Genomic DNA, 19008 nt, shown 5'->3' with positions numbered 1-19008 from the left:
CCGTAAATAAAAGCAAAACGCTAACTGTAAGAAGGTTAGCGTTTTTTATTTTAAAAAAAATGCCTAACGCCCCCCCCCGCTCACGCCTTATTGCAAAGTGCTTTCCAGAAGGCTTTCCAGGGGGTATAAAAAAGCTAAGTAACTTTTTTGTGAAAGCTAATTGAAAATTAATATATTTGGTTTGTTAACCATTAAAAAACCCCCGCTGCGCAAAGTCTCCTGACTTTGAGCAACAATAAAAAATAAAAAGATGAAAGAAGGCTATACCATAAAAGACCAAGAAAACCCCCACTTTATTACCTGTACAGTAGTAGATTGGATAGATGTTTTTACAAGAAAGGTTTATAAAGATATAGTGATTTCATCATTAGAATATTGCATAAAAGAAAAAGGAATGATTTTATATGGTTATGTGATAATGAGTAATCATATTCATTTAATAGTTCAATCTAAAGGAGGTAAACTATCAGATTTAGTAAGAGACTTTAAAAAGTTTACTGCAAAAAATATTTTAGAAGCCATACATACAGAGCCAGAAAGCAGAAGAGAGTGGATACTATATTTATTTAAAAAAGCAACAGAAAGCCATACAAGAAATAAAAATTACCAGTTTTGGCAATATGGTAATCATGCAGAAGAAATTTATACGTTACGTTTTATGTGGGATAAGTTAAATTATATACACTTAAATCCAATAAGAGCAGGTATTGTAGAAAAAGCACAACATTATATTTATTCATCAGCGAGTAATTATACAACAGGTAAAGGATTGGTAAATGTAGAATTGGCAGATAACCCAATAATAGAAACAACTAAAACAAATGAATTTTGGAAATACAGTAATTATGACGAGTAAGTTTGGCTCAAAGTCAGGAGACTTTGCGCAGCGGGGGGATGCTGTTATTGAATATAGAATGTATGATTATGAGTTAAAGTATGCACCTTCTAGTTATAATAGATCAGGACTAAACTATCTAAATAATTATGGTAGCTTTATTTATCAGAATTACGGATATGACCCAAATCAATTTTTAAAATGGTAGTATTATGAGAGTTATATTTTTACTCATATTTGTTTTTAGTTGTTGTATTTATGGACAAGAACTTTTAAAAAACGAATATGAAATATATGGACAAGAACTAGCTAATGGAGAATATAAAAACTATCAATTTCAATTAGGAATTCCTGTGAAGTATCAAAAATCTCTTTTAATTTTATTTGAAAATGATTCTATGACACAAAAAATAATGAGATTACCTATTAAAAAATTGGATTCCGAAAAACTTACTCTAAGTATTCACGGAAAAGAATTACAACATAAAAAATTCAAACGACTGAAAATTGATAATACTGAAAAAGTGTATTGTAGTCCTATTTTTTTTGAAAGTGACAACACCGGGTATTTTTTTCAAATTATTGAAAGTGAAAATTTACCAAAACCTGTGTTTTTGTTTTTGAAAGCACAAAAAATTGAAGAAAAATGGCTTATTCAAAATTATTATGATATTCTATAAATAAAATTCCCGCCATTTGGCGGGAATTTTATTTTATAAAATACTTTGTATTTTTCCCTTTGCTGGCGCGAGCTTCTAGCTCGTGCCAAGAAAAAAGGAATCAAAACAAAAAGTAAGGCTTTTGCTTTACTTTTTATATATTGATGAGATTGTAAGGTTTTTGTTTTTATAAAGTATTATTTTTACGGTATGTCAACAAAATGTAAAGCATCAGAATCCTCCTGAAAATCTAAAATTTTAGGTTGTTTAGTGGTTGTTTTACGGTGTAGGGTGTAAAATTTTAGGTTCTTTATGTAAAATTTTAGGGTATAGAACGTAAAATTTTAGGTTCCTGACCAAAGTTTTAGGGTATAATACATGAAAATTTAGGTTCATTACATGAAATTTTACGTTTTCATTGTGATATTTGCAAGTATTGGATGAAATTATTATGTGTTTTGTAAAATAGTGCTAAAGTGCAGTAATACAACAAAGACTTTGCTTCTTTCTGGCGAGTTTCTATCTTGTGTCCTATAGATAAAATAAAACCCATCTGCAACATAAAAGCAAAAAAATAGTAAGAGAAAGAAAAGATTATTTTCATTATTTTAAGATAAATGTAAATTTGTGAAAAAGACACGAGCGGGACGCTCGCACCAGCAGAGGGAAGAATGCTGGAATTTACTTCGGGAATTTAATCCTTTTTCTGCTTGAGATTTTCATATTTGAATCTTCTCATGAAACTAATCAAAAAAATCTCGGGAGAAAATTTCAATAATGATTTAAATAAAACTAATTTTTATTGTCGTATATTTCTGTAATAGAGATGGGTTGTGCATTGCAAATGGACATTCTTCTGAGTACAGAATATTTTATCCAAATTTTATTTCCCGATTTAGCGTTAGGAATTTTTGAGGTTATATCTTGAACTTCGTACAAATTTTTGTTTTGATCTTGCAAAAGAAATGTACAAGACGTTTTTTGATCTTCAATAATGAGCATTTCTGTAAAACCCTCATTTTTAATTGTTGTTTCCTTTTGCATTTCGTTTTTGAATGTTTTGTTATTTGCACAAGACAAAAAGAATGGTAGTAGAACAGAACAAATGAACAGGATATTTTTCATAAATAGATTTTGTTTTTCTCTTAAGTCATATTCAAACTTTGTCGATGCTTTTGCACCTCACAAAATTAATATTAAATATTCCATATTCTATAATTTAAAAGAGCTACTTAAAAAAGCAGCTCTTTTATAACTTGATATAAATTTACTTAACAATAATTTTTTTAGAGTAGGTTTGTTTCCCGTCACTCACTTTGATGATGTATACACCTTTTGGAGCAAAAGACATATCGAATTCTGTTTCGAAATTTTCACCACTTTTGTCCATTCTTTTTACCAAAAGAATTTGCCCTGTCATATCAAAAACTTGTAAGTCGGCAATTCTATACATTTTATTGTCTTTTATGGAGGCTTTAAATTTACCTTTAGAGGCTTCATATACCATGAAATCTGTATTGCTTAGCTCATTATCATTGGTGCTAAAAACAGCGGTATCATTGCTGCAAAGATCCATACTCCAATTGAGTAATTTTCCTCCGTCCGTATTTGTATCATCTGTAATGTGCAACGTCCAATTTCCTAAAGCCTGTTTTCCGTTTAGAACAGATAAAGACTGTTGCGGTTTGTATGTACCTGTAAAAGGAGCAGAGCCTGTAGTTATTGATGTGGCGGCTGCATCGTCAAAAACGGTATTGGTATAATTGTCTCCTGAACTTCCCAAATCTTGTGCTAAGATAACTTCTGTTCCATCTGGTGCTATAAGTTTTATATCTAAATCTTCGTCCCAAGTATGGGTTAGATTTATTTTTACATTCACATCAGATATAATGAAACTTTGAGTGTTATTAATTACAGATTTGGTAATGGTATTTGCATTTGGACCAATTGGGTATTGAGTGTTGTTAACAAAAGTAGCACAAGAAGAATTGTTTATGGTCTTTGTAAAAGCATCATTACTAGGTACTTTGTCTCCTACTAAGTTGGTTTTTGCAACGATGGTATAAGCTTGTAATGCAGAAAAATTATATGATGTTGCAAAAGTGTAATTTACGGTAGAACCAGGGTTGATAGTTGCTGCAATGTTTTCTACAGTTGGAGAAGAAGAGTTTACTTGGTAACTTACCGGCACATTACTAACTGCACTACTTCCCTTATTGGTTACTTTGATGGTAATAGTTTGGCTTCCTAAATTACTTCCAGAATTAGGGGCAGAGATTTCTGTAACTCCTGTATCCAATTGGAATAAATGGGTTACCGATTTGGTTTTGGAATTATTAGCATTATCCTCATCACCAGTTAACTGAGTTGATGATTCTAAAGAATAAACCGAACCTTCAGTTCCTAAATTTGCTTTGGTTGCAAAAGTAAATTCTGAAGTTGCTCCAGAAGCTAAAGTTCCTGTAAATGTTTCCGTGGCAACATCAACTCCATTTACTTTTAGATTAACAGGGAAATTACTTTGAGGATTCTCTCCAAAATTATAAAGGGTTACTTTTACTGTTTCTGCGGAAGTTAGCGCACCAGTATTAGGAGTATCAATACTAATGACACCAACGTCTTTATTGTAATTAGGCGCAATTTTAAAAACTCCGACTACGTCTTTTCTGCCACTTTTTACATATTCATTAATGAACCACATGGTTTTATAATCAGAAGGATCAATGTCTATTTTTGAATAATCACCATAACGAAAACTAGGAATATTTGCAGTTCCTTCAGCAATCAACTGTTCTGCAATGGTCATTGTTCCTAAAGGATCAGACGCTTTTCTACCTGTGTAGTAAGAAGATACGAATTTATTATTAGTACCACCCATTGCGGTATATCCCATTCCTATATTACCTTGAAGATCCATGATTAAACTTCCGTGCCATGCATGTTTTCCGTCGGGAGATGTATAAGTACCTTCTTGATAGATGCTCCAAGGTTGTCCGTCACCATTTTGTCGCAATTCAAACCATCTAATCGCAGCCAACTTTCCTGAAGAGGCATCAGCATCAACCACAAAATTAAAAACAGCAGAATTGTATGTGCTAAATTTTTTGAACTGAGCTTGATTCATGATTGTTGCTTGCAATGCATCTATTGTTGCACCGCCATTTGGCTGTGGAAGATTGCTAAAACTTCCACCATCAAATACACCAATAAATGGTTGAGTATTTAATTCAACAGGGCTTGAAATTGTAGAGTTGGCAGTGGTATTCCAATCTACATTCAGAGTCCAAATTTTTAAATGGTCGTTGGTAACTCCACTCCAAGCATTGTCTTGCATATAGACAATTGGTACGTTTCCTGGAGCAGGAGCATTAGTGTCTGAAAGCGTAAAAAACTGTGGGCTATAAAAACCTGAAGTAACAATACCCGGTAAAGGAAATGCTAATATTTTTGCATTAGGATCGCCTGCCAACATTTTGCTTCTTTCAAACGCATATATTTTGTTGGTTCCAGATGTATTGTCTGTCATATAATAACCATCACTCCAAACTGATAATTTTTGATAATCTGTTACAGAAGAATAGGTATAAACATTCCATTCTGTGGTTACAGGATTATTGGTTTTAGAAACAGCTACATAAGCACCATTACCTAATAAAGTCAATACCCATCTATCAGCAATATGATCGTACGAAGCTGTAAGATCACAACATCCATTGGTACCAAAAATATTGCTTGGAGCCAATTGCCCAGTTAAAGGATTACCGGCTTTATCAAAAATTCTAAAACCAGTGTTAAAAACCACCACTACATGATTAGGACCTACTGCTAAAGCAGGATCTGTAGGCTGCGAGCTTGATGAAGCTGCATCAAAAACTAAACTTGGAGCTTTTCCCGGAATTTTTTGAGAAAGTTTATTGGGTTCTAATGTGAAAATGTCATTCGTTTTTTGAGGATCCTTCCCTATAATTACATTGTGTTTGTAATATCTGGAATCTTTCATCTCTGCAGTTTTGTCTTTTGCAATCTCGAGATTTGTTTTACTTGCAATGGATGGTACTACCACCATTTTGTCTGCTTTTCCCTCAAATAAAGGGCCTTTCTTTTCTTGAGCATTTACTACAATAAGTAAGAATGTACATATTGTAACCGCTAATTTGGTAAATGTTTTTTTCATTCGAATTAATTAATTGTTCAAAAATATATAAATAATTTAAAAATTGTGAAAAAAAGCGAATTTAATTCAAAAATTCAATACATTATGTGGGTGTTTTTTTGAATTAGTATTGGTTAGAACCTAAATTGATTGCAAGAGAAGTTTTTAAAGAGAGAATTTGAATGAAATTTTGCACTAATTTAACGTTTAAAGAATATTTTTGTATTGTCTTTTGCAACTCAGTATTTAATTTTTTGCTTAAAAACTAGTAAATCTATAACCTTTGAAGGATTTAAAATCAGAAGCCAAAATTGTTACTTTCACAGTGGTTCAGCATATCAATAAAAATTATTCGAAGATAATACCCGCTGAAAGCTAGAATATGTACATCAAAATCCAGTAAAGTGCGGTTTTGTAATTGAACCATGGGAATGGGAACTCAGTAGTACAAGAAATTAGTTCTAATACTTTTGAAGAAGTTTTAAAAAATAGATGAATAGAACACAAACGAGACGGAGAAGAATCAGGCCTTTTTTTAATTATTGTTAATTATTACTTAACAAATTAATACATTTGTACAAATAAATTAAAAAACAGCATGAAATTAATAATCTCTAAACTTTTTTTAGTATCCGCAATAGGTGCTTTTTATTTTAGTAATGGACAAGAAGCTATGGATAACACTAAAATTTTACAAAAAAATTACAAGAAATACGATAAACTTATAAAAAAATCACATAAGCAAGGTGTTCCTCCTAATTCGTATAATGAAGCCGATTATAAAAGAACGATGGATCCTATAACGGGGCTTATTTATCCTAAAAATTTGGTTAAAACCTATGATGATATAAAAGCGGGGAAATATGCTCCTACTTCACCAATGTCCTTTTTAGGTGGATCTTCCTCCGAAACCGGAAAATTTGACGAAACTTGGATAGAAAGAGGACCTTACAAAGTGGGAGGAAGAACAAGAGCCATAATGTATGATCCTAATGATGCAACAGGAAAAAGGGTTTTTGCTGGAGGAGTTTCGGGAGGATTATGGAAAAATAATGATCCTTCTGTATCAACCAATGAATGGACTCCCGTTAATGATTTTTGGGCAAATACATCCATTTCCTGTATTGCATACGATCCTAATAATCCTCAGATTTTTTATGTTGGAACAGGGGAGTCTTGTACACAAGATGCGATAGGTTCTGGTATATGGAAAACAACAGATGGTGGAGCAACTTGGACTAATATTTTTACCATTACCTCATCTTATACTTCTGGCATACAAAACGGAAACTTTTATATTAATGATATAAAAGTAAGGAACAACAATGGTGTATCTGAAATATATGCCGGAGTGAGTGGAGGTTATATGGAAGGTTGGAACGGTCTTTACCAAGCAGGCTTATATAAATCTACCGATGGTGGAGCTACTTTTGTTAAAAATTCCTCTTTAATTGCAGGAAGCTCTATCGGATATTCCATCCAACAGATTGAAATAGGAGCAGATAATTCGGTATGGGTATCTACAAGAAGTTCTAGATTTACTAATGTCGATTCTGGAGGTAGAATTCTTAGCTCAACAGATGGGAATACCTTTACAGAAAAATATAATGTAGGAGCTAGTGGTTCTAGAGTAAATTTCACATTGTCCCGAACTAATCCCAATGTTATTTATGGTCTATTAGAAGTTTCTACTACAGAACCAGTAAGGATTATTAAATCTACAGATGGAGGTAGTAATTGGAATTACACAGGAGACAGTTCCGGTTTGGTTTCTCTACCTGACGATGCAGATACCGGAATTGCAGCGAATGATTTCACAAGAGGGCAGTCTTTTTATGATCTTGTAATAAAAACAGATCCTTTAAATGATAATACCGTATTTATTGGTGGAATTGATTTATTTAAATCAACGGATGGTTGTGCCACTTGGACACAAATATCCAAATGGTCCAATAATAATAACTTGGCGGCTTTAAGTATACCTTTAATCCACGCAGATCAGCACGTCATTACCTTTAATCCTTATAATAATTATTCTACCGGTCAAATGTTATTCGGAAATGATGGAGGAATTTATTACGCATCCGACAAAAACAATTTTTCATCTACTTCAAGTGCTTCTTCAAGAAATACAAGATATAATGTAACTCAGTTCTATAGCGGGATGCTAAACCCTACAACCACCTCAAATAACGAAGATATTATGGCGGGAGCTCAGGATAATGGGACGCAAGGACTTTCCGGTGCTCCTCTTTCCAATAATTTTTACACTTCTTATACGGCTAGTGGTGGAGATGGAATGTATAATGAATATGATGACCAAGATGCATACGAAATTTACAGTTATGTATATAATTACCATTATGTGCTTATAACTTCTACTAATACACAAAAATATCTTATTACATCTTCTGCTAATAGAAATTTGGGACATTTTGCCAATGAAATTGCTTTAGATAGAAACAAGGACGTATTTTACTCTTATCGTTCTGGCTTAACACTTTTCCGTACAACAAATTTTACAGGAACATCTACACCCACCAATGTTTCTTTCTCAGTAGGTACAGCCCAAAGTGGTGAACAAATTTCTTGGATGAAAGTTTCTCCATACACTACGGCTTCTACTACTCTATTAGTCGGAACAAATTTAGGTAGAATTTTTAAAGTAAATAACGCAGATACCACTTCTTTTGTTTCCACAGAACTTACGAAACCTGCAACAGGAACTATTTCTGATATTGAGTTTGGAGCCAACGAAAATGAAATTATCGTAACCTTGTCCAATTATAATGTTACCAGCGTATATTATTCCACAGATGGTGGTTCTACATGGCAGAATAAAGAAGGAAATCTTCCGGATATGCCTGTAAGAACAGTAATTATGAATCCTGAAGATAAAAATGAGGTTCTTATTGGAACAGAATTAGGAATTTGGGGTACCGTAAATTTCCTAAGCACAACTCCTACTTGGGCAAGATACACTAACGGAGTTGGAACAGTGAGGGTTACCAATTTTGATTACAGACCCGCCACTAGAACTATTTTAGCTGCTACCTATGGACGTGGAGTATGGACTTCCCAAAATTCGCCTACATTTGCTACAGAGGAAAATGCCAAAAATAAGAACAAATATTTCCTTACTCCTAACCCAACTAGAGGCGAACTGAGAATACATTTCAAGAATAGCGAAGCTAAGCGGGTAAATGTAGAAATATATGACACATCCGGAAGAATTGTTTTTACAAAACAAAATGTTGCTTCCGATGAAGTTTTCAATATAGAACAATTGGCAAAAGGAGATTATATCCTTAAGGCAACCAGCCAAGGTAAATTAATTTATAGCTCCACAGTTATAAAAAAATAAATGAAAAAGTTCTTATTTTTAAGTTTAATGTGCTTACTCATTACCTACTCTTGTTCTGCACAAGTATTAAAGCCCTATAAAGCTGAGGTAATGACAAGCTATGGCGGAGCAAGAGATGTTGTCATTAAAACTTATACATTGACTCTCGCTTCTAAAAGTGATGTTATCGTAACCCGACTGAAAATTGGCAAACATACAATTTCCTTTACATCCAAGGATGGAATACATTATTCTGCAACATATACCGAAAATAAAGCGCAGAAAAATTTCGGGGGACAAGAGGCAAAAGAAGAGAAGCAATCCAATGTATTATGGGTAAACTATAAACTTAAAAATTCTTCTAAAAAGAAAAGGAAAAAAATAACATTTACAGAAGCCGAACGGGTGATTCCTTCCGGCGAAGAATTACCTAATTAATTTAAAACTGAGCATTCACAATGCTCAGTTTTTGATATGAAAAGCAAGAACTTTATATACACATTCATTTTTTTAGTAATAGGCCTTCTTTCCGGAATAGCATATCTTAAACATGCACAAAAAGATGCCAAAAAGGAAATGAAAATGGCACTTAAAGCACAGGAAATTGATCCTAAAAAATGGATAAAATTTTCCGAACCTCAACTTACCAATGCCAAATGGGAAGACAACTGGGAGTTTATGCTAAAAGGCGAAATGTATGATGTAATAAAGAAAATCTCTACAAAAAGCGGCATTATTTATTTTTGTGTAAAAGATAGTAAAGAAACCGATATTATAAAGAAAATCAGCTTTTTGGAAAACTTTATTAAAAAAAGTGTAAATGAAAAATACCAACATTACCAAAGCAATAGGTCTCCTAAATTCTGCTTCAAATATAAGAACACTGGATTTGTGGACTTATTTATACCTTCATATACACATTCGGGTATTATAATTCAAGAAGAACATTTTTACCAATCTCATTACACTCATTTTTTTCCTATTCGGATTATCATTCCTCCCGAATATTCTTCTAATAATCAGTCTTAAAAAGTAAAATTTTGCCTCTTAATTATTTCTTTGAATAGTTAAGAAAATGGCATTGCCTTAAAAACGACATTCTGTTTTGTTGAAAAATACAAAGCAATGTTTTAGGGTTAAATAAACTGAAGTATTTTTTCTTTCATTTTTTGTAAACATCAAAATTCAGGAACTTTTTTATGATTGTCTGCAATTTATCATAATAAAAAACATCTGCGATCTTGGTTAAGTTTTAACGCCTTTACGAACCTTAAAAACAGTTTGTTTGTAAAAAATCTTTGCGGACTTAGCGTTAAAATCAAGCATTATGATTGATAACAGATAATCAAACTTTTTTAGAAAAGTTCTTGAAAAATATCAAAATTTAAATAAAATTAGAAATACTGAGGATAGAACCAGATTGTTTAAAACAGAAAACTAAATACACATTTATAAAGTAATACAAATCTCAATTTTATCATATAATAATGATGATTTGAGTAAGATAAATAGATTATAATGAAGAAAACATATATTACGGGCGCATTACTTTTAGCGTCCATTTCGGCATTTGCACAAAAGCAAGGTAAAGAAACAGAAATAGAACCCGTTACCATTAATGCAAGATCCAAAGTAAAAAAAGAAAGAGCCGAATTTAAAAGACACGCGCAATCTACAGAAACTCTTTCCGAAGAAGAGCTTAATAGAAATAACCCCGCTTTTATAGACCACACGCTTTCTACAATGTCGGGAGTTCAGGTGGATAAGAGAACCCAACTTGGCGGACAAAGATTTGTGATAAGAGGTTACGGAAACGACCAAAAATTCAACAACTGGGGAATAAAAGTATATTGGAACAATATGCCTCTTACCAACGCAGAAGGCGTTACATTATTGGACGATGTAGATTTTTCTTATGTAAATAATATTGAAGTGATTAAAGGTCCTGCCGCAACAATGTATGGTGGCGGAGTTGGTGGTGTGGTAAGATTGTACACCAGAACCGATGAAAAACCCGGAACAAGTATCACCGAAAAACTAATGGTAGGTTCTTTTAAGCATCTTCAATCCATCACTCAGGTAAACACTACAGGAGAAAACTATTCTTTAAATGTAAATTATGGACATATAGAAAGCGATGGTTATAGACCTTCCGGAGGAAGTTTAAAGAATTTTGTAAACTTAAATGGCGAAGTGAAACTTAATGAGAAGCAAAAAATAACACTATTTGCAAGTCAGTCTTACTCTAATGAAAAAGTTTCTGGACAAATTCCTTATGCGGTTTACGAGCAAGGAATGGATGATGGAAACATTGCCTACATAAGAAAAGGAGCAAAAAACCAAATTAATTCTACACGAGTTGGGCTTGGACACATTTGGGATATTACCAAAAATTTTAAGAATATGACCACAATATTCTATTCCGGAAGTTCTTTTGATAGAATTGCAGCAGGTGCGTATGAAACTTCTACCAACCCAAATATGGGCTTCCGAAGTACCTTTCAGCTTACCAACGAATGGGGAGATTTTAAAAATGCTTTAGATTTTGGAGCAGAAATGCAAGTGTCTCGTTCGCAAATTTCAAATTACCGATTCAAGGGAACTGTTGATATTCCTTTGGATGTAAATCCAATTAATAGAGGGGCGTATTTTAATTACAAAAACAATCAGGGGACTTATTTTGCGATAGACAAGATAACCTACAAACCTTGGGATTTAACTTTTTTAGCAGGTGTAAGTGTTAACTCCACCCATTATAATCGCCAAGATTTATTGGCTTTACCAGGATTATTGGTTTATAATGGTATAGACCAATACAATAAAAACCTTTCTTTCGATAAAAAATACGATGTTGCTTATACTCCACACTTTGCCTTACAAAAAGAATGGAAAAACCAGATTTTTAATTTGAGTTACAGCGAAGGTTACAATACTCCTGTCGCAGGAAATAATTTTATTTCTACAACGAATGTGAATATACTCAACGAAAATTTACAACCCGAAAGAGCCAAAATGTGGGATTTTAGTGTGCATGGTTTACTATTTGATACCAAGTTAGATTATCAAGTTTCTGTTTTTCAGATTAATGTGAAAAATAAATTGACCCAACTTGCTGGAAATAGTGCAGGAAATAATTATACCTATTGGGACAATACTGGGAACCAAAGAAATACAGGTGCAGAATTGAGTTTGGGTTACAATTATACTTCGGAAGGATTTATCGATAAAATTGTTCCTTTCTTTAATATGTCTTATTATGATTTCAAATATTCAGATTTTAAAACCATTTTGGGTGGAAAATTAACAGATTATACCCACAAAAACGTGGTAGGAGTACCCAGAAACAAATATGCCATTGGTTTAGACATCCACACCAAAGTGGGATTGTATCTTAATAATACCTACAATTATTTAGGAAATGTGTATTCGGATTTTAATAATGATAATTTAGTAAAAGGTTTTGGCTTACTCAATGCAAAACTGGGCTATCAAAAATCTTTTGGTAAGTTTGATGTGGATGTTTTTGCAATGGGCAATAATCTTAGCAACCAAATTAACTACACTTTCCTATTCTTAGGGAATAGCATTAATGATTCGGATGCCAATTCCAATTATCCAGGTCAATTTACGGATGTTAATCCAGGTTCTAAAAAAGCATATTATTTTACTGGATTTAATGTAAAATATCATTTTTAATCTAAAAAATAGACTCTATAAAATAGGATTCTAAAGTCTATTTAAAGAGATAAAAAGAATATTTAAAAAAGATACGGATGTTTTCTACAAAACGTCCGCATCTTTTTACTAAAACGTCCGCATCTTTTTGATAAGAGATACGTATCTTTTTTACAAGTAGATCTAAGTTTGTTTCATGCTTTGTTTTTAATTTTTATTAATTGTATCGAGCAGTATAATCTTAAGCGAAGTCCGTAGCTGTAACTGTGCTTGTAAAAACAACAAAAACCTTGTAGTCCACAAGGTTTTTGTTTTAGAAAAAATAATTTAGCTCTTCGCCAAAAAGTATGGAAATTAAATTATTGTCCATTGGATTTATCTCGACATATGAAACGGAGGCGTTAAAAAATTTTGAAGAATTTCCGTTAAAAATCTCCACTGTTTGAGTGGCGTCACTACTCTTTTTATGAAAGACAAAATCCTTGCTTCCGCCCGAGTTTTGGAGATTTTAGGAAATTCTTCAAAATTTTAGCCGAGTTTTCAAGTCTTGAACTTTTGGTTCTTTTGTTTCAAGACAAAAGAACAGAGAATTGAAGATCATGAAAAACATTTGAAATTCAATTCCACAGTTTTTGGCGAAGAAACAATAATTTTTATGTGTAGATATACTATCTTTACGATATTTACAAATAAAGTCAAACGATTACTGCTATTCTTTTACAAATTCTTCGAAAGTTTTGAAAACAATTTCAGGTTGCTTTAATTTCAATAGTTCAGCATTTATTTTTACAAGATCTTTACTGATGAAATTTTGATGCTGTTTCTTTGCTGCATCCAATCTTACTTGTAACTCCTTTAGGTTATCCAATTGGTTATTAGAAGGTTTATCATATGTGGATGCTATTTTCCCGTATAGTTTTGCAATATCTTCACGCAATTGTGGATCTGCTGTATCGGTATAATTATTTCCTTTTGTTATTACCAATGTTTCTTTAAAGGTCTGTAATTTTTTATCCAATTCGGTTTTTTGCTTATTATTCAGTGTACTTGCCTGTAATTTATCCTGAATTTCATCAATCTGATAGACCAAATACGCCAGCTCTTGATTCATATTATACAATGTTTCTGCTGTTTTTTCCTGTAGTTTACGATCCGAAAGGCTATACACCGAATTTTTAGGATAGGTAAATTCCAGATCTTTTTCAAAAGTTTCTTTTCCGTTGGATAATTTTACTTTATACTTTCCGGCAGGCACACGTATTGTTGCAAAAGCGTCGCCTACATAGGTTTTTCCTTTTGCTACTTTAGGCAATTTTAGTTTTCCGTCCCAAGTTACTATATTGATCCCCTTATTTTTAGTTGGGGTTAATTCTGCTACTTCTTTATCTTCCGAATTGAATATTTTCAGGGTATACTTTCCGAAAATTGGTTTTTTCTTCATGTAGTAGCTGATTTTTACTTCCTTCGAAGGGTTTCTTCCTACAAATTCGGTTACGTTGCCGCCTCCACCAAAGGTAGATTCTTCGTCAAATTCAACAGGTTTTATATCAAAAAAATGAAAATCTTTATTTACAATTTCCGGTGTAAGATTTCTAAGGATGCTTACATCATCAATAATAATAACTCCTCTTCCGTGCGTTCCTGCAATTACATCGTTGGTATTTTTATCCATAGCAATGTAATGAACTGGGACAGATGGAAAATTATTGGTGAACTGAGACCAAGAACTACCTCCGTCTAATGTAATATACATCCCCAATTCTGTTCCTAGAAATAATAAATTGGGATTTTCCAAATCTTCCTGTAAATTGCGAGAGATTCCTTTTACGTCTGCAGTTACTATAGATTTCCAAGTTTTTCCGTAATCGGTCGTTTTATACACATACGGATTCATATCGTTTTTTGTATGTCCTTCAAAAACGGCATAAGCTGTAGCTTTATCAAAAACACTGGCTTCTATATGATAGCACCAAGTACCTGTTGGTAATCCTGGGAAATTTTTGGTAATGTTTTCCCAGCTTGCGCCTCCATTTTTTGTAATTTGTACGTTACCGTCATCTGCTCCTGTCCAAATTACGTTTTCATCCAAAGGAGATTCTGCAATTGTAAAAATAGTGCAGTGTTTTTCCGCTCCCGAACGATCTCTTGTTAAACCTCCCGATTCTTGATCATCGTATTTTGCTTTGTCATTCGTGGTTAAATCCGGAGATATTTTTCTCCAGTTTTCCCCCATATCATCCGACACATGTACAAACTGACTTCCTATATACAATCTATTGGGTTTATTCGGACTTGTGGTGAGAGATGCATTCCAATTAAAGCGCAATTTTTCTCCTTTTTCTGGTAATACATTGATTGTTTTTATTTGTTTTTTCTCTTTGTCATACCTCCAAATATTTTCCGCTCCTTGCATTTCAGAATATACAATATTAGAGTTTGTAGGATGTGGATACACTCTAAATCCGTCTCCAACTCCTACACAAACCCAATCCTTGTTTTCTATTCCTTGTGGACTGTTGGATGGACCATACCAAGATCCGTTATCTTGCAAACCTCCATAAATGTTGTACGGTTTCTGGTTATCTACGCTTACATGATAAAACTGCGATACTGGTAAATTATCTACAAAAGTGGTGGTAGTTCCACCATCAAGGGATATGTTAACTCCACCATCATTTCCTACAATCATTTTATCGGAATTGTTAATATCAAATGCAATATCGTGGATATCAGGATGCATACTTCCTAAAGATTTGAAAGTATTTCCACCATCCCGACTGATGGAGCCAAACAAGCCTGCTTTAGCTACAATATTGGGATTTTTAGGATCTACCACAATTCTGGAAAAATAAAACGGGCGTACTGTGAGTTCGAAATCTTTATTCAGATGTTTCCATGTGTTTCCTCCGTCTTCGGAGCGATACAATCCATTGTTTTCCGCCTTTTCGCTTTCTACCACAGCGTAAACAATTTTGGTGTTTGATGGTGCAACCGCTACTGCAATCCTTCCCAATTTTCCTGAAGGGAAACCGTTATGGATTTTGTTCCACGTTTTGCCTCCGTCTGTGGTTTTGTATAAAGCTCCGTTCAGACCTCCCGATTCGAAAGACCAAGCTGTCCTACGAAACTCCCACATAGAAGCATATAATACATTAGGATTGGAAGGATCCATTGCTAGATCTGCACAACCTACTTTGGGATTAACATAAAGAATTTTGTTCCATGTTTTGCCTCCGTCTGTGGTTTTAAAGACGCCTCTTTCTTCACTATCTCCCCATAATGCGCCTAATACTGCAACATAAACTTCATCCGAATTCTTAGGATTTACAAAAATATTGCCTATCCGTTCGGATTTTTCCAATCCCATCTTTACCCAATTGCTTCCTCCATCCACCGTTTTGTAGATTCCATCTCCATAAGAAACGCTATTTCGAGTCCATACTTCTCCTGTTCCTACCCAATAAGTGGTGTCCGGATTATTGGGATCAAAAGCTACAGCACCAATAGACTGATTGTATTTATCAAAAATAGAAGCGTAATTTAGTCCTCCATTCACCGATTTCCAAACACCGCCTCCTGCTGCTCCTACCAAAACAACATTGGCATTGGAAGGGTGCATTGCAATATCTGTAATTCTTCCACTCATTACTGCCGGTCCTATTTGCCGTGCTTGTAATGCTCCAAAAATTTCGTCTCCTTTTATGGTATTTTGCGCAAATGCACTTATACTGTACGCAAAAAAGAGAACATTCATTCCCTTTTTTACATTTTTTATATTACTCACTATCATATTATTTAGTAATATTACTCTTTGAATTTAAAAATAGCATCATCTACTTTCGGGTTTAATTCTATTTTTTCCAGATTAACAGAGCTTATTACTTGTCCCTCCATTTTTTGTTGTATAGAAAATGGAAAAGTAATTCCTTCTACTTCTTGGTAATCTCCCATTACTACTTGTAGTGTTTTACCTGCCATTTGTCCCTCTGTTAAAACAGTTTCCTGAATAACGGGAACATAATTTTCTGTATCAAAATAATAATATTCTACATTTGGAACTTCTTTACCTTGTTGTTTTAGTGGTTTTTTGGTAAGTTTGATTTTAAAATACTCCGTTCCTTCTTTTTTCTCTTTTCCTAAAAATTCTACAGCATATCCTTTGTTCTTATAATCCATAAAAGGATCCGGAAAATCTAGCAACGTGTTGTTTTTGAAATTTTCTAATTTCTCAGAATCCGATTTTTCTGGTTTCATTGTCATTTGGTTGGTTCCCCAAAGTGTAGTTCCATCGTAAACTTCTTGGTAAAAACTCATCCCTTGAAAAGTAACTTTTGAAAACTGTCTTCCATCTTTTAGCTTAATACTTTCTCCGGGCATTTCCATTGTTCCGTATTTCACCTTTATCTGCATTTTCATCCCTTGCATTTTTTCCAATTTGTCTTTTCCCCCAATGTTTTGAAAATATTTTGTTAATATTTCATCCGTTGTCTGAGCTTGTGCCATCATTCCTACGAAAAACAGGCTTACCAATAAAAATACTTTTTTCATTTTTTTAATTTAATTGTTTTTATAGTTAGTAAAGATATTCAATCTTTTGTTACATAAAACTACAATTTTATTAGAAAATAATAATCCTTTTCTTTACTTTATAATATTTTAGCGATTCTATAATTGTTTTTTTTGTGAAAGTTTTGTAAAAATATTAGTAATGTTTATGAAATTGGCTTTATCAGTATTTTGTTAATATGAAAAAGTTGACGAATATAAAATATCCAAGCTCATGTGAAAAACATGAGCTTGAGACACCTATTATAAAAAAATAATATTCTAAAATGTATTGGGGATTAAAGTAAAAATGGTGGATTTGTCAATTTTACTTAGCATTTCGAATGCTTATGACTACAAATCCGAAAATTAGGGTTTACTTTTTAAAATTTCACAGGCATTCCCCAAGAATGACAGGCTATTTTCCATTCTTCATTTTCCAAAACCCACGTTACAGAATAGTTGCCTTCACCAATGGTTTTTCCGGAAGGTTCTACATCTCTGAAAATGCCGTACTCAAAAGCCACATTACTTCCTACAACCAATTCTTCGGCTTCAAAAAATACATCTACTTTTCCCAATCCACCTTTCATAAAGTTGAGAATATTTTCATTTCCCTGAATTTCAGGTTTGTTGGGTGGGAAAATAAATGCTTTTTCCGAATAGACATTTTTCAGTTTTTCTGCATTTGCATTATGCCACGCTTCTGTCCATACTTTCATTGAAGGTTTTGTCATTGTATTTTAATTTTTTTGTTGAAAATAGGTAAAACCCGCTTCAGTTCCGCCTCCTTGTAATGCAATAGCGATATTGAGATGGGCAATTGACTCCAAATATCGGGAATTTTTTATGCCTCCAACAATAAAACCTGCAAAACCTGCATCATCGGCAAGTTTGTGTGCCGTTTCTGCAGCATCATTATCATCACTTGCAATAAAAGCGGTGAGTTTCTGCCCATTGAATTCTTGTTTTTCAGGCTTCATTACGTCAGCAAAAATCGTATTGAAAGCCTTTACTACTTTGCTTTCCGGGAGCAAGCGTGCTGTTTGTTCACCACCACTGTCTTCCCCTAAAAATAAAGGCGACCAATCTGCAATATTGATGGCATTGGTAATATCCACCACAATTTTATTTTTCAAGGCTTCTTTGTTGGCAGTAAGTACTTCATTCATCGCCGTAAAAGGAATAGCAAAGCAAACTACTTCTCCAAATTTGCAAGCATCTTCAATAGACAGTTGCTCGTCTTTTGGGTTTTGTACGCCGTACTTTACTGTATGTCCTGCATTTGAAAATAGATTTCCCAAAGATGAAGCCACATTTCCGGCTCCTATAAAACTAATGTTCATTATCAAAAAAATTAATATTTTTACGCCGTAAAATTCGGAATGTACCATACATTTTGCAAGTAGTTACAAAATTGTAGGGTGCTTACTAAAAAGTAAGTGTTATGAGAAAAGAATCTTCCACCAACCTCGAAAACGAACAAGCTCTCGGAAACGATTGTCCGTTTATTTTTGCGTTGTCGTTAATCGGAAAACGTTGGAAACCTGCCATTCTTTGGAAAATGATGCAGGGTTTTTACCGTTTCGGAGAATTTAAAAGGGAAATTCCCCAAATTTCTGAAAAAATGCTTACCCAACATTTGCGGGAATTGGAAGCAGATGGTCTCATTACCCGAACCATATATCCGGAAATGCCACCAAGAGTAGAGTATGCCCTTACTGATATGTCTAAATCTTTAGAACCTATTTTAAGCCAACTCTATGATTGGGGAATATATGCAAGGGAAATGAAATAA

13 protein-coding genes are annotated in these 19008 nt (G+C 33.5%); 7 read left to right on the top strand and 6 right to left on the bottom strand.

From position 1 onward, the window contains the following. The first annotated feature begins 250 nt into the window (after window positions 1-250). Window positions 251-856, top strand: a complete 606-nt coding sequence (locus AC2A1C_RS07530) for an REP-associated tyrosine transposase (protein ID WP_484024909.1) — start codon at window positions 251-253, stop codon at window positions 854-856. Between the two features lie 191 nt (window positions 857-1047). Continuing rightward, a complete protein-coding gene (locus tag AC2A1C_RS07525) occupies window positions 1048-1515 on the top strand; it encodes a hypothetical protein (protein ID WP_484024907.1) in 468 nt (155 codons plus the stop codon). Window positions 1516-2286: 771 nt separating this feature from the next. Here the strand turns inward: AC2A1C_RS07525 and AC2A1C_RS07520 are convergent. Continuing rightward, the gene (locus AC2A1C_RS07520) at window positions 2287-2538 is read right to left on the bottom strand and encodes a hypothetical protein (RefSeq protein WP_484024906.1); all 252 of its coding nucleotides are present in this window, start codon (window positions 2536-2538) and stop codon (window positions 2287-2289) included. A 223-nt stretch (window positions 2539-2761) separates the two neighbouring features. After that, on the bottom strand, window positions 2762-5668 hold the full coding sequence (locus tag AC2A1C_RS07515; protein WP_484024905.1) for a proprotein convertase P-domain-containing protein: 2907 nt from the start codon (window positions 5666-5668) through the stop codon (window positions 2762-2764). A gap of 577 nt (window positions 5669-6245) precedes the next feature. Between AC2A1C_RS07515 and AC2A1C_RS07510 the strand changes: the two genes are divergently transcribed. The 4 genes from AC2A1C_RS07510 to AC2A1C_RS07495 all read left to right on the top strand — a co-directional run bounded on the left by AC2A1C_RS07510 (window position 6246) and on the right by AC2A1C_RS07495 (window position 12686). Then, window positions 6246-9011: a T9SS type A sorting domain-containing protein gene (locus AC2A1C_RS07510; protein WP_484024903.1), complete on the top strand. Its 2766-nt coding sequence runs from the start codon at window positions 6246-6248 to the stop codon at window positions 9009-9011. After that, complete coding sequence (locus AC2A1C_RS07505; RefSeq protein ID WP_484024901.1) at window positions 9012-9428, top strand: hypothetical protein; 417 nt, start codon at window positions 9012-9014, stop codon at window positions 9426-9428. It abuts the gene before it with no gap. Between the two features lie 144 nt (window positions 9429-9572). Further along, window positions 9573-10019, top strand: a complete 447-nt coding sequence (locus AC2A1C_RS07500; RefSeq protein ID WP_484024899.1) for a hypothetical protein — start codon at window positions 9573-9575, stop codon at window positions 10017-10019. Between the two features lie 489 nt (window positions 10020-10508). Then, window positions 10509-12686 (top strand): TonB-dependent receptor, encoded by a 2178-nt coding sequence (locus AC2A1C_RS07495; RefSeq protein ID WP_484024897.1) that lies wholly within the window; start codon window positions 10509-10511, stop codon window positions 12684-12686. 688 nt (window positions 12687-13374) lie between these two features. On the opposite strand, the gene AC2A1C_RS07490 is transcribed toward AC2A1C_RS07495, so the two are convergent. The 4 genes from AC2A1C_RS07490 to AC2A1C_RS07475 form a co-directional block, all read right to left on the bottom strand. Next, window positions 13375-16419 carry a WD40/YVTN/BNR-like repeat-containing protein gene (locus AC2A1C_RS07490; RefSeq protein WP_484024895.1) on the bottom strand — a complete coding sequence of 1015 codons (3045 nt, stop codon included), beginning with the start codon at window positions 16417-16419 and terminating at the stop codon, window positions 13375-13377. A gap of 50 nt (window positions 16420-16469) precedes the next feature. Further along, window positions 16470-17213, bottom strand: a complete 744-nt coding sequence (locus tag AC2A1C_RS07485; RefSeq protein WP_484024893.1) for an outer membrane lipoprotein-sorting protein — start codon at window positions 17211-17213, stop codon at window positions 16470-16472. A 380-nt stretch (window positions 17214-17593) separates the two neighbouring features. Next, window positions 17594-17947, bottom strand: coding sequence for a YybH family protein (locus AC2A1C_RS07480; RefSeq protein ID WP_484024891.1), 354 nt, complete (start codon window positions 17945-17947; stop codon window positions 17594-17596). Window positions 17948-17953: 6 nt separating this feature from the next. Continuing rightward, on the bottom strand, window positions 17954-18556 hold the full coding sequence (locus AC2A1C_RS07475; RefSeq protein ID WP_484024889.1) for an NADPH-dependent F420 reductase: 603 nt from the start codon (window positions 18554-18556) through the stop codon (window positions 17954-17956). A 101-nt stretch (window positions 18557-18657) separates the two neighbouring features. On the opposite strand from AC2A1C_RS07475, the gene AC2A1C_RS07470 reads away from it, so the two are divergent. Continuing rightward, complete coding sequence (locus AC2A1C_RS07470; RefSeq protein ID WP_484024888.1) at window positions 18658-19008, top strand: winged helix-turn-helix transcriptional regulator; 351 nt, start codon at window positions 18658-18660, stop codon at window positions 19006-19008.

This window comes from Chryseobacterium sp. HNCC26DJ241 (genome assembly GCF_057180505.1).
Note: the sequence above shows the minus strand (reverse complement) of the source record. Positions and strands in the feature narration are given on the sequence as shown.

Coding starts and splice junctions, on each gene's coding strand:
- AC2A1C_RS07480 (WP_484024891.1), bottom strand. CDS start 17,947: ATGACAAAACCTTCAATGAAAGTATGGACAGAAGCGTGGCATAATGCA.
- AC2A1C_RS07530 (WP_484024909.1), top strand. CDS start 251: ATGAAAGAAGGCTATACCATAAAAGACCAAGAAAACCCCCACTTTATT.
- AC2A1C_RS07510 (WP_484024903.1), top strand. CDS start 6,246: ATGAAATTAATAATCTCTAAACTTTTTTTAGTATCCGCAATAGGTGCT.
- AC2A1C_RS07490 (WP_484024895.1), bottom strand. CDS start 16,419: ATGAATGTTCTCTTTTTTGCGTACAGTATAAGTGCATTTGCGCAAAAT.
- AC2A1C_RS07515 (WP_484024905.1), bottom strand. CDS start 5,668: ATGAAAAAAACATTTACCAAATTAGCGGTTACAATATGTACATTCTTA.
- AC2A1C_RS07470 (WP_484024888.1), top strand. CDS start 18,658: ATGAGAAAAGAATCTTCCACCAACCTCGAAAACGAACAAGCTCTCGGA.
- AC2A1C_RS07520 (WP_484024906.1), bottom strand. CDS start 2,538: ATGCAAAAGGAAACAACAATTAAAAATGAGGGTTTTACAGAAATGCTC.
- AC2A1C_RS07500 (WP_484024899.1), top strand. CDS start 9,573: ATGGCACTTAAAGCACAGGAAATTGATCCTAAAAAATGGATAAAATTT.
- AC2A1C_RS07485 (WP_484024893.1), bottom strand. CDS start 17,213: ATGAAAAAAGTATTTTTATTGGTAAGCCTGTTTTTCGTAGGAATGATG.
- AC2A1C_RS07505 (WP_484024901.1), top strand. CDS start 9,012: ATGAAAAAGTTCTTATTTTTAAGTTTAATGTGCTTACTCATTACCTAC.
- AC2A1C_RS07525 (WP_484024907.1), top strand. CDS start 1,048: ATGAGAGTTATATTTTTACTCATATTTGTTTTTAGTTGTTGTATTTAT.
- AC2A1C_RS07475 (WP_484024889.1), bottom strand. CDS start 18,556: ATGAACATTAGTTTTATAGGAGCCGGAAATGTGGCTTCATCTTTGGGA.
- AC2A1C_RS07495 (WP_484024897.1), top strand. CDS start 10,509: ATGAAGAAAACATATATTACGGGCGCATTACTTTTAGCGTCCATTTCG.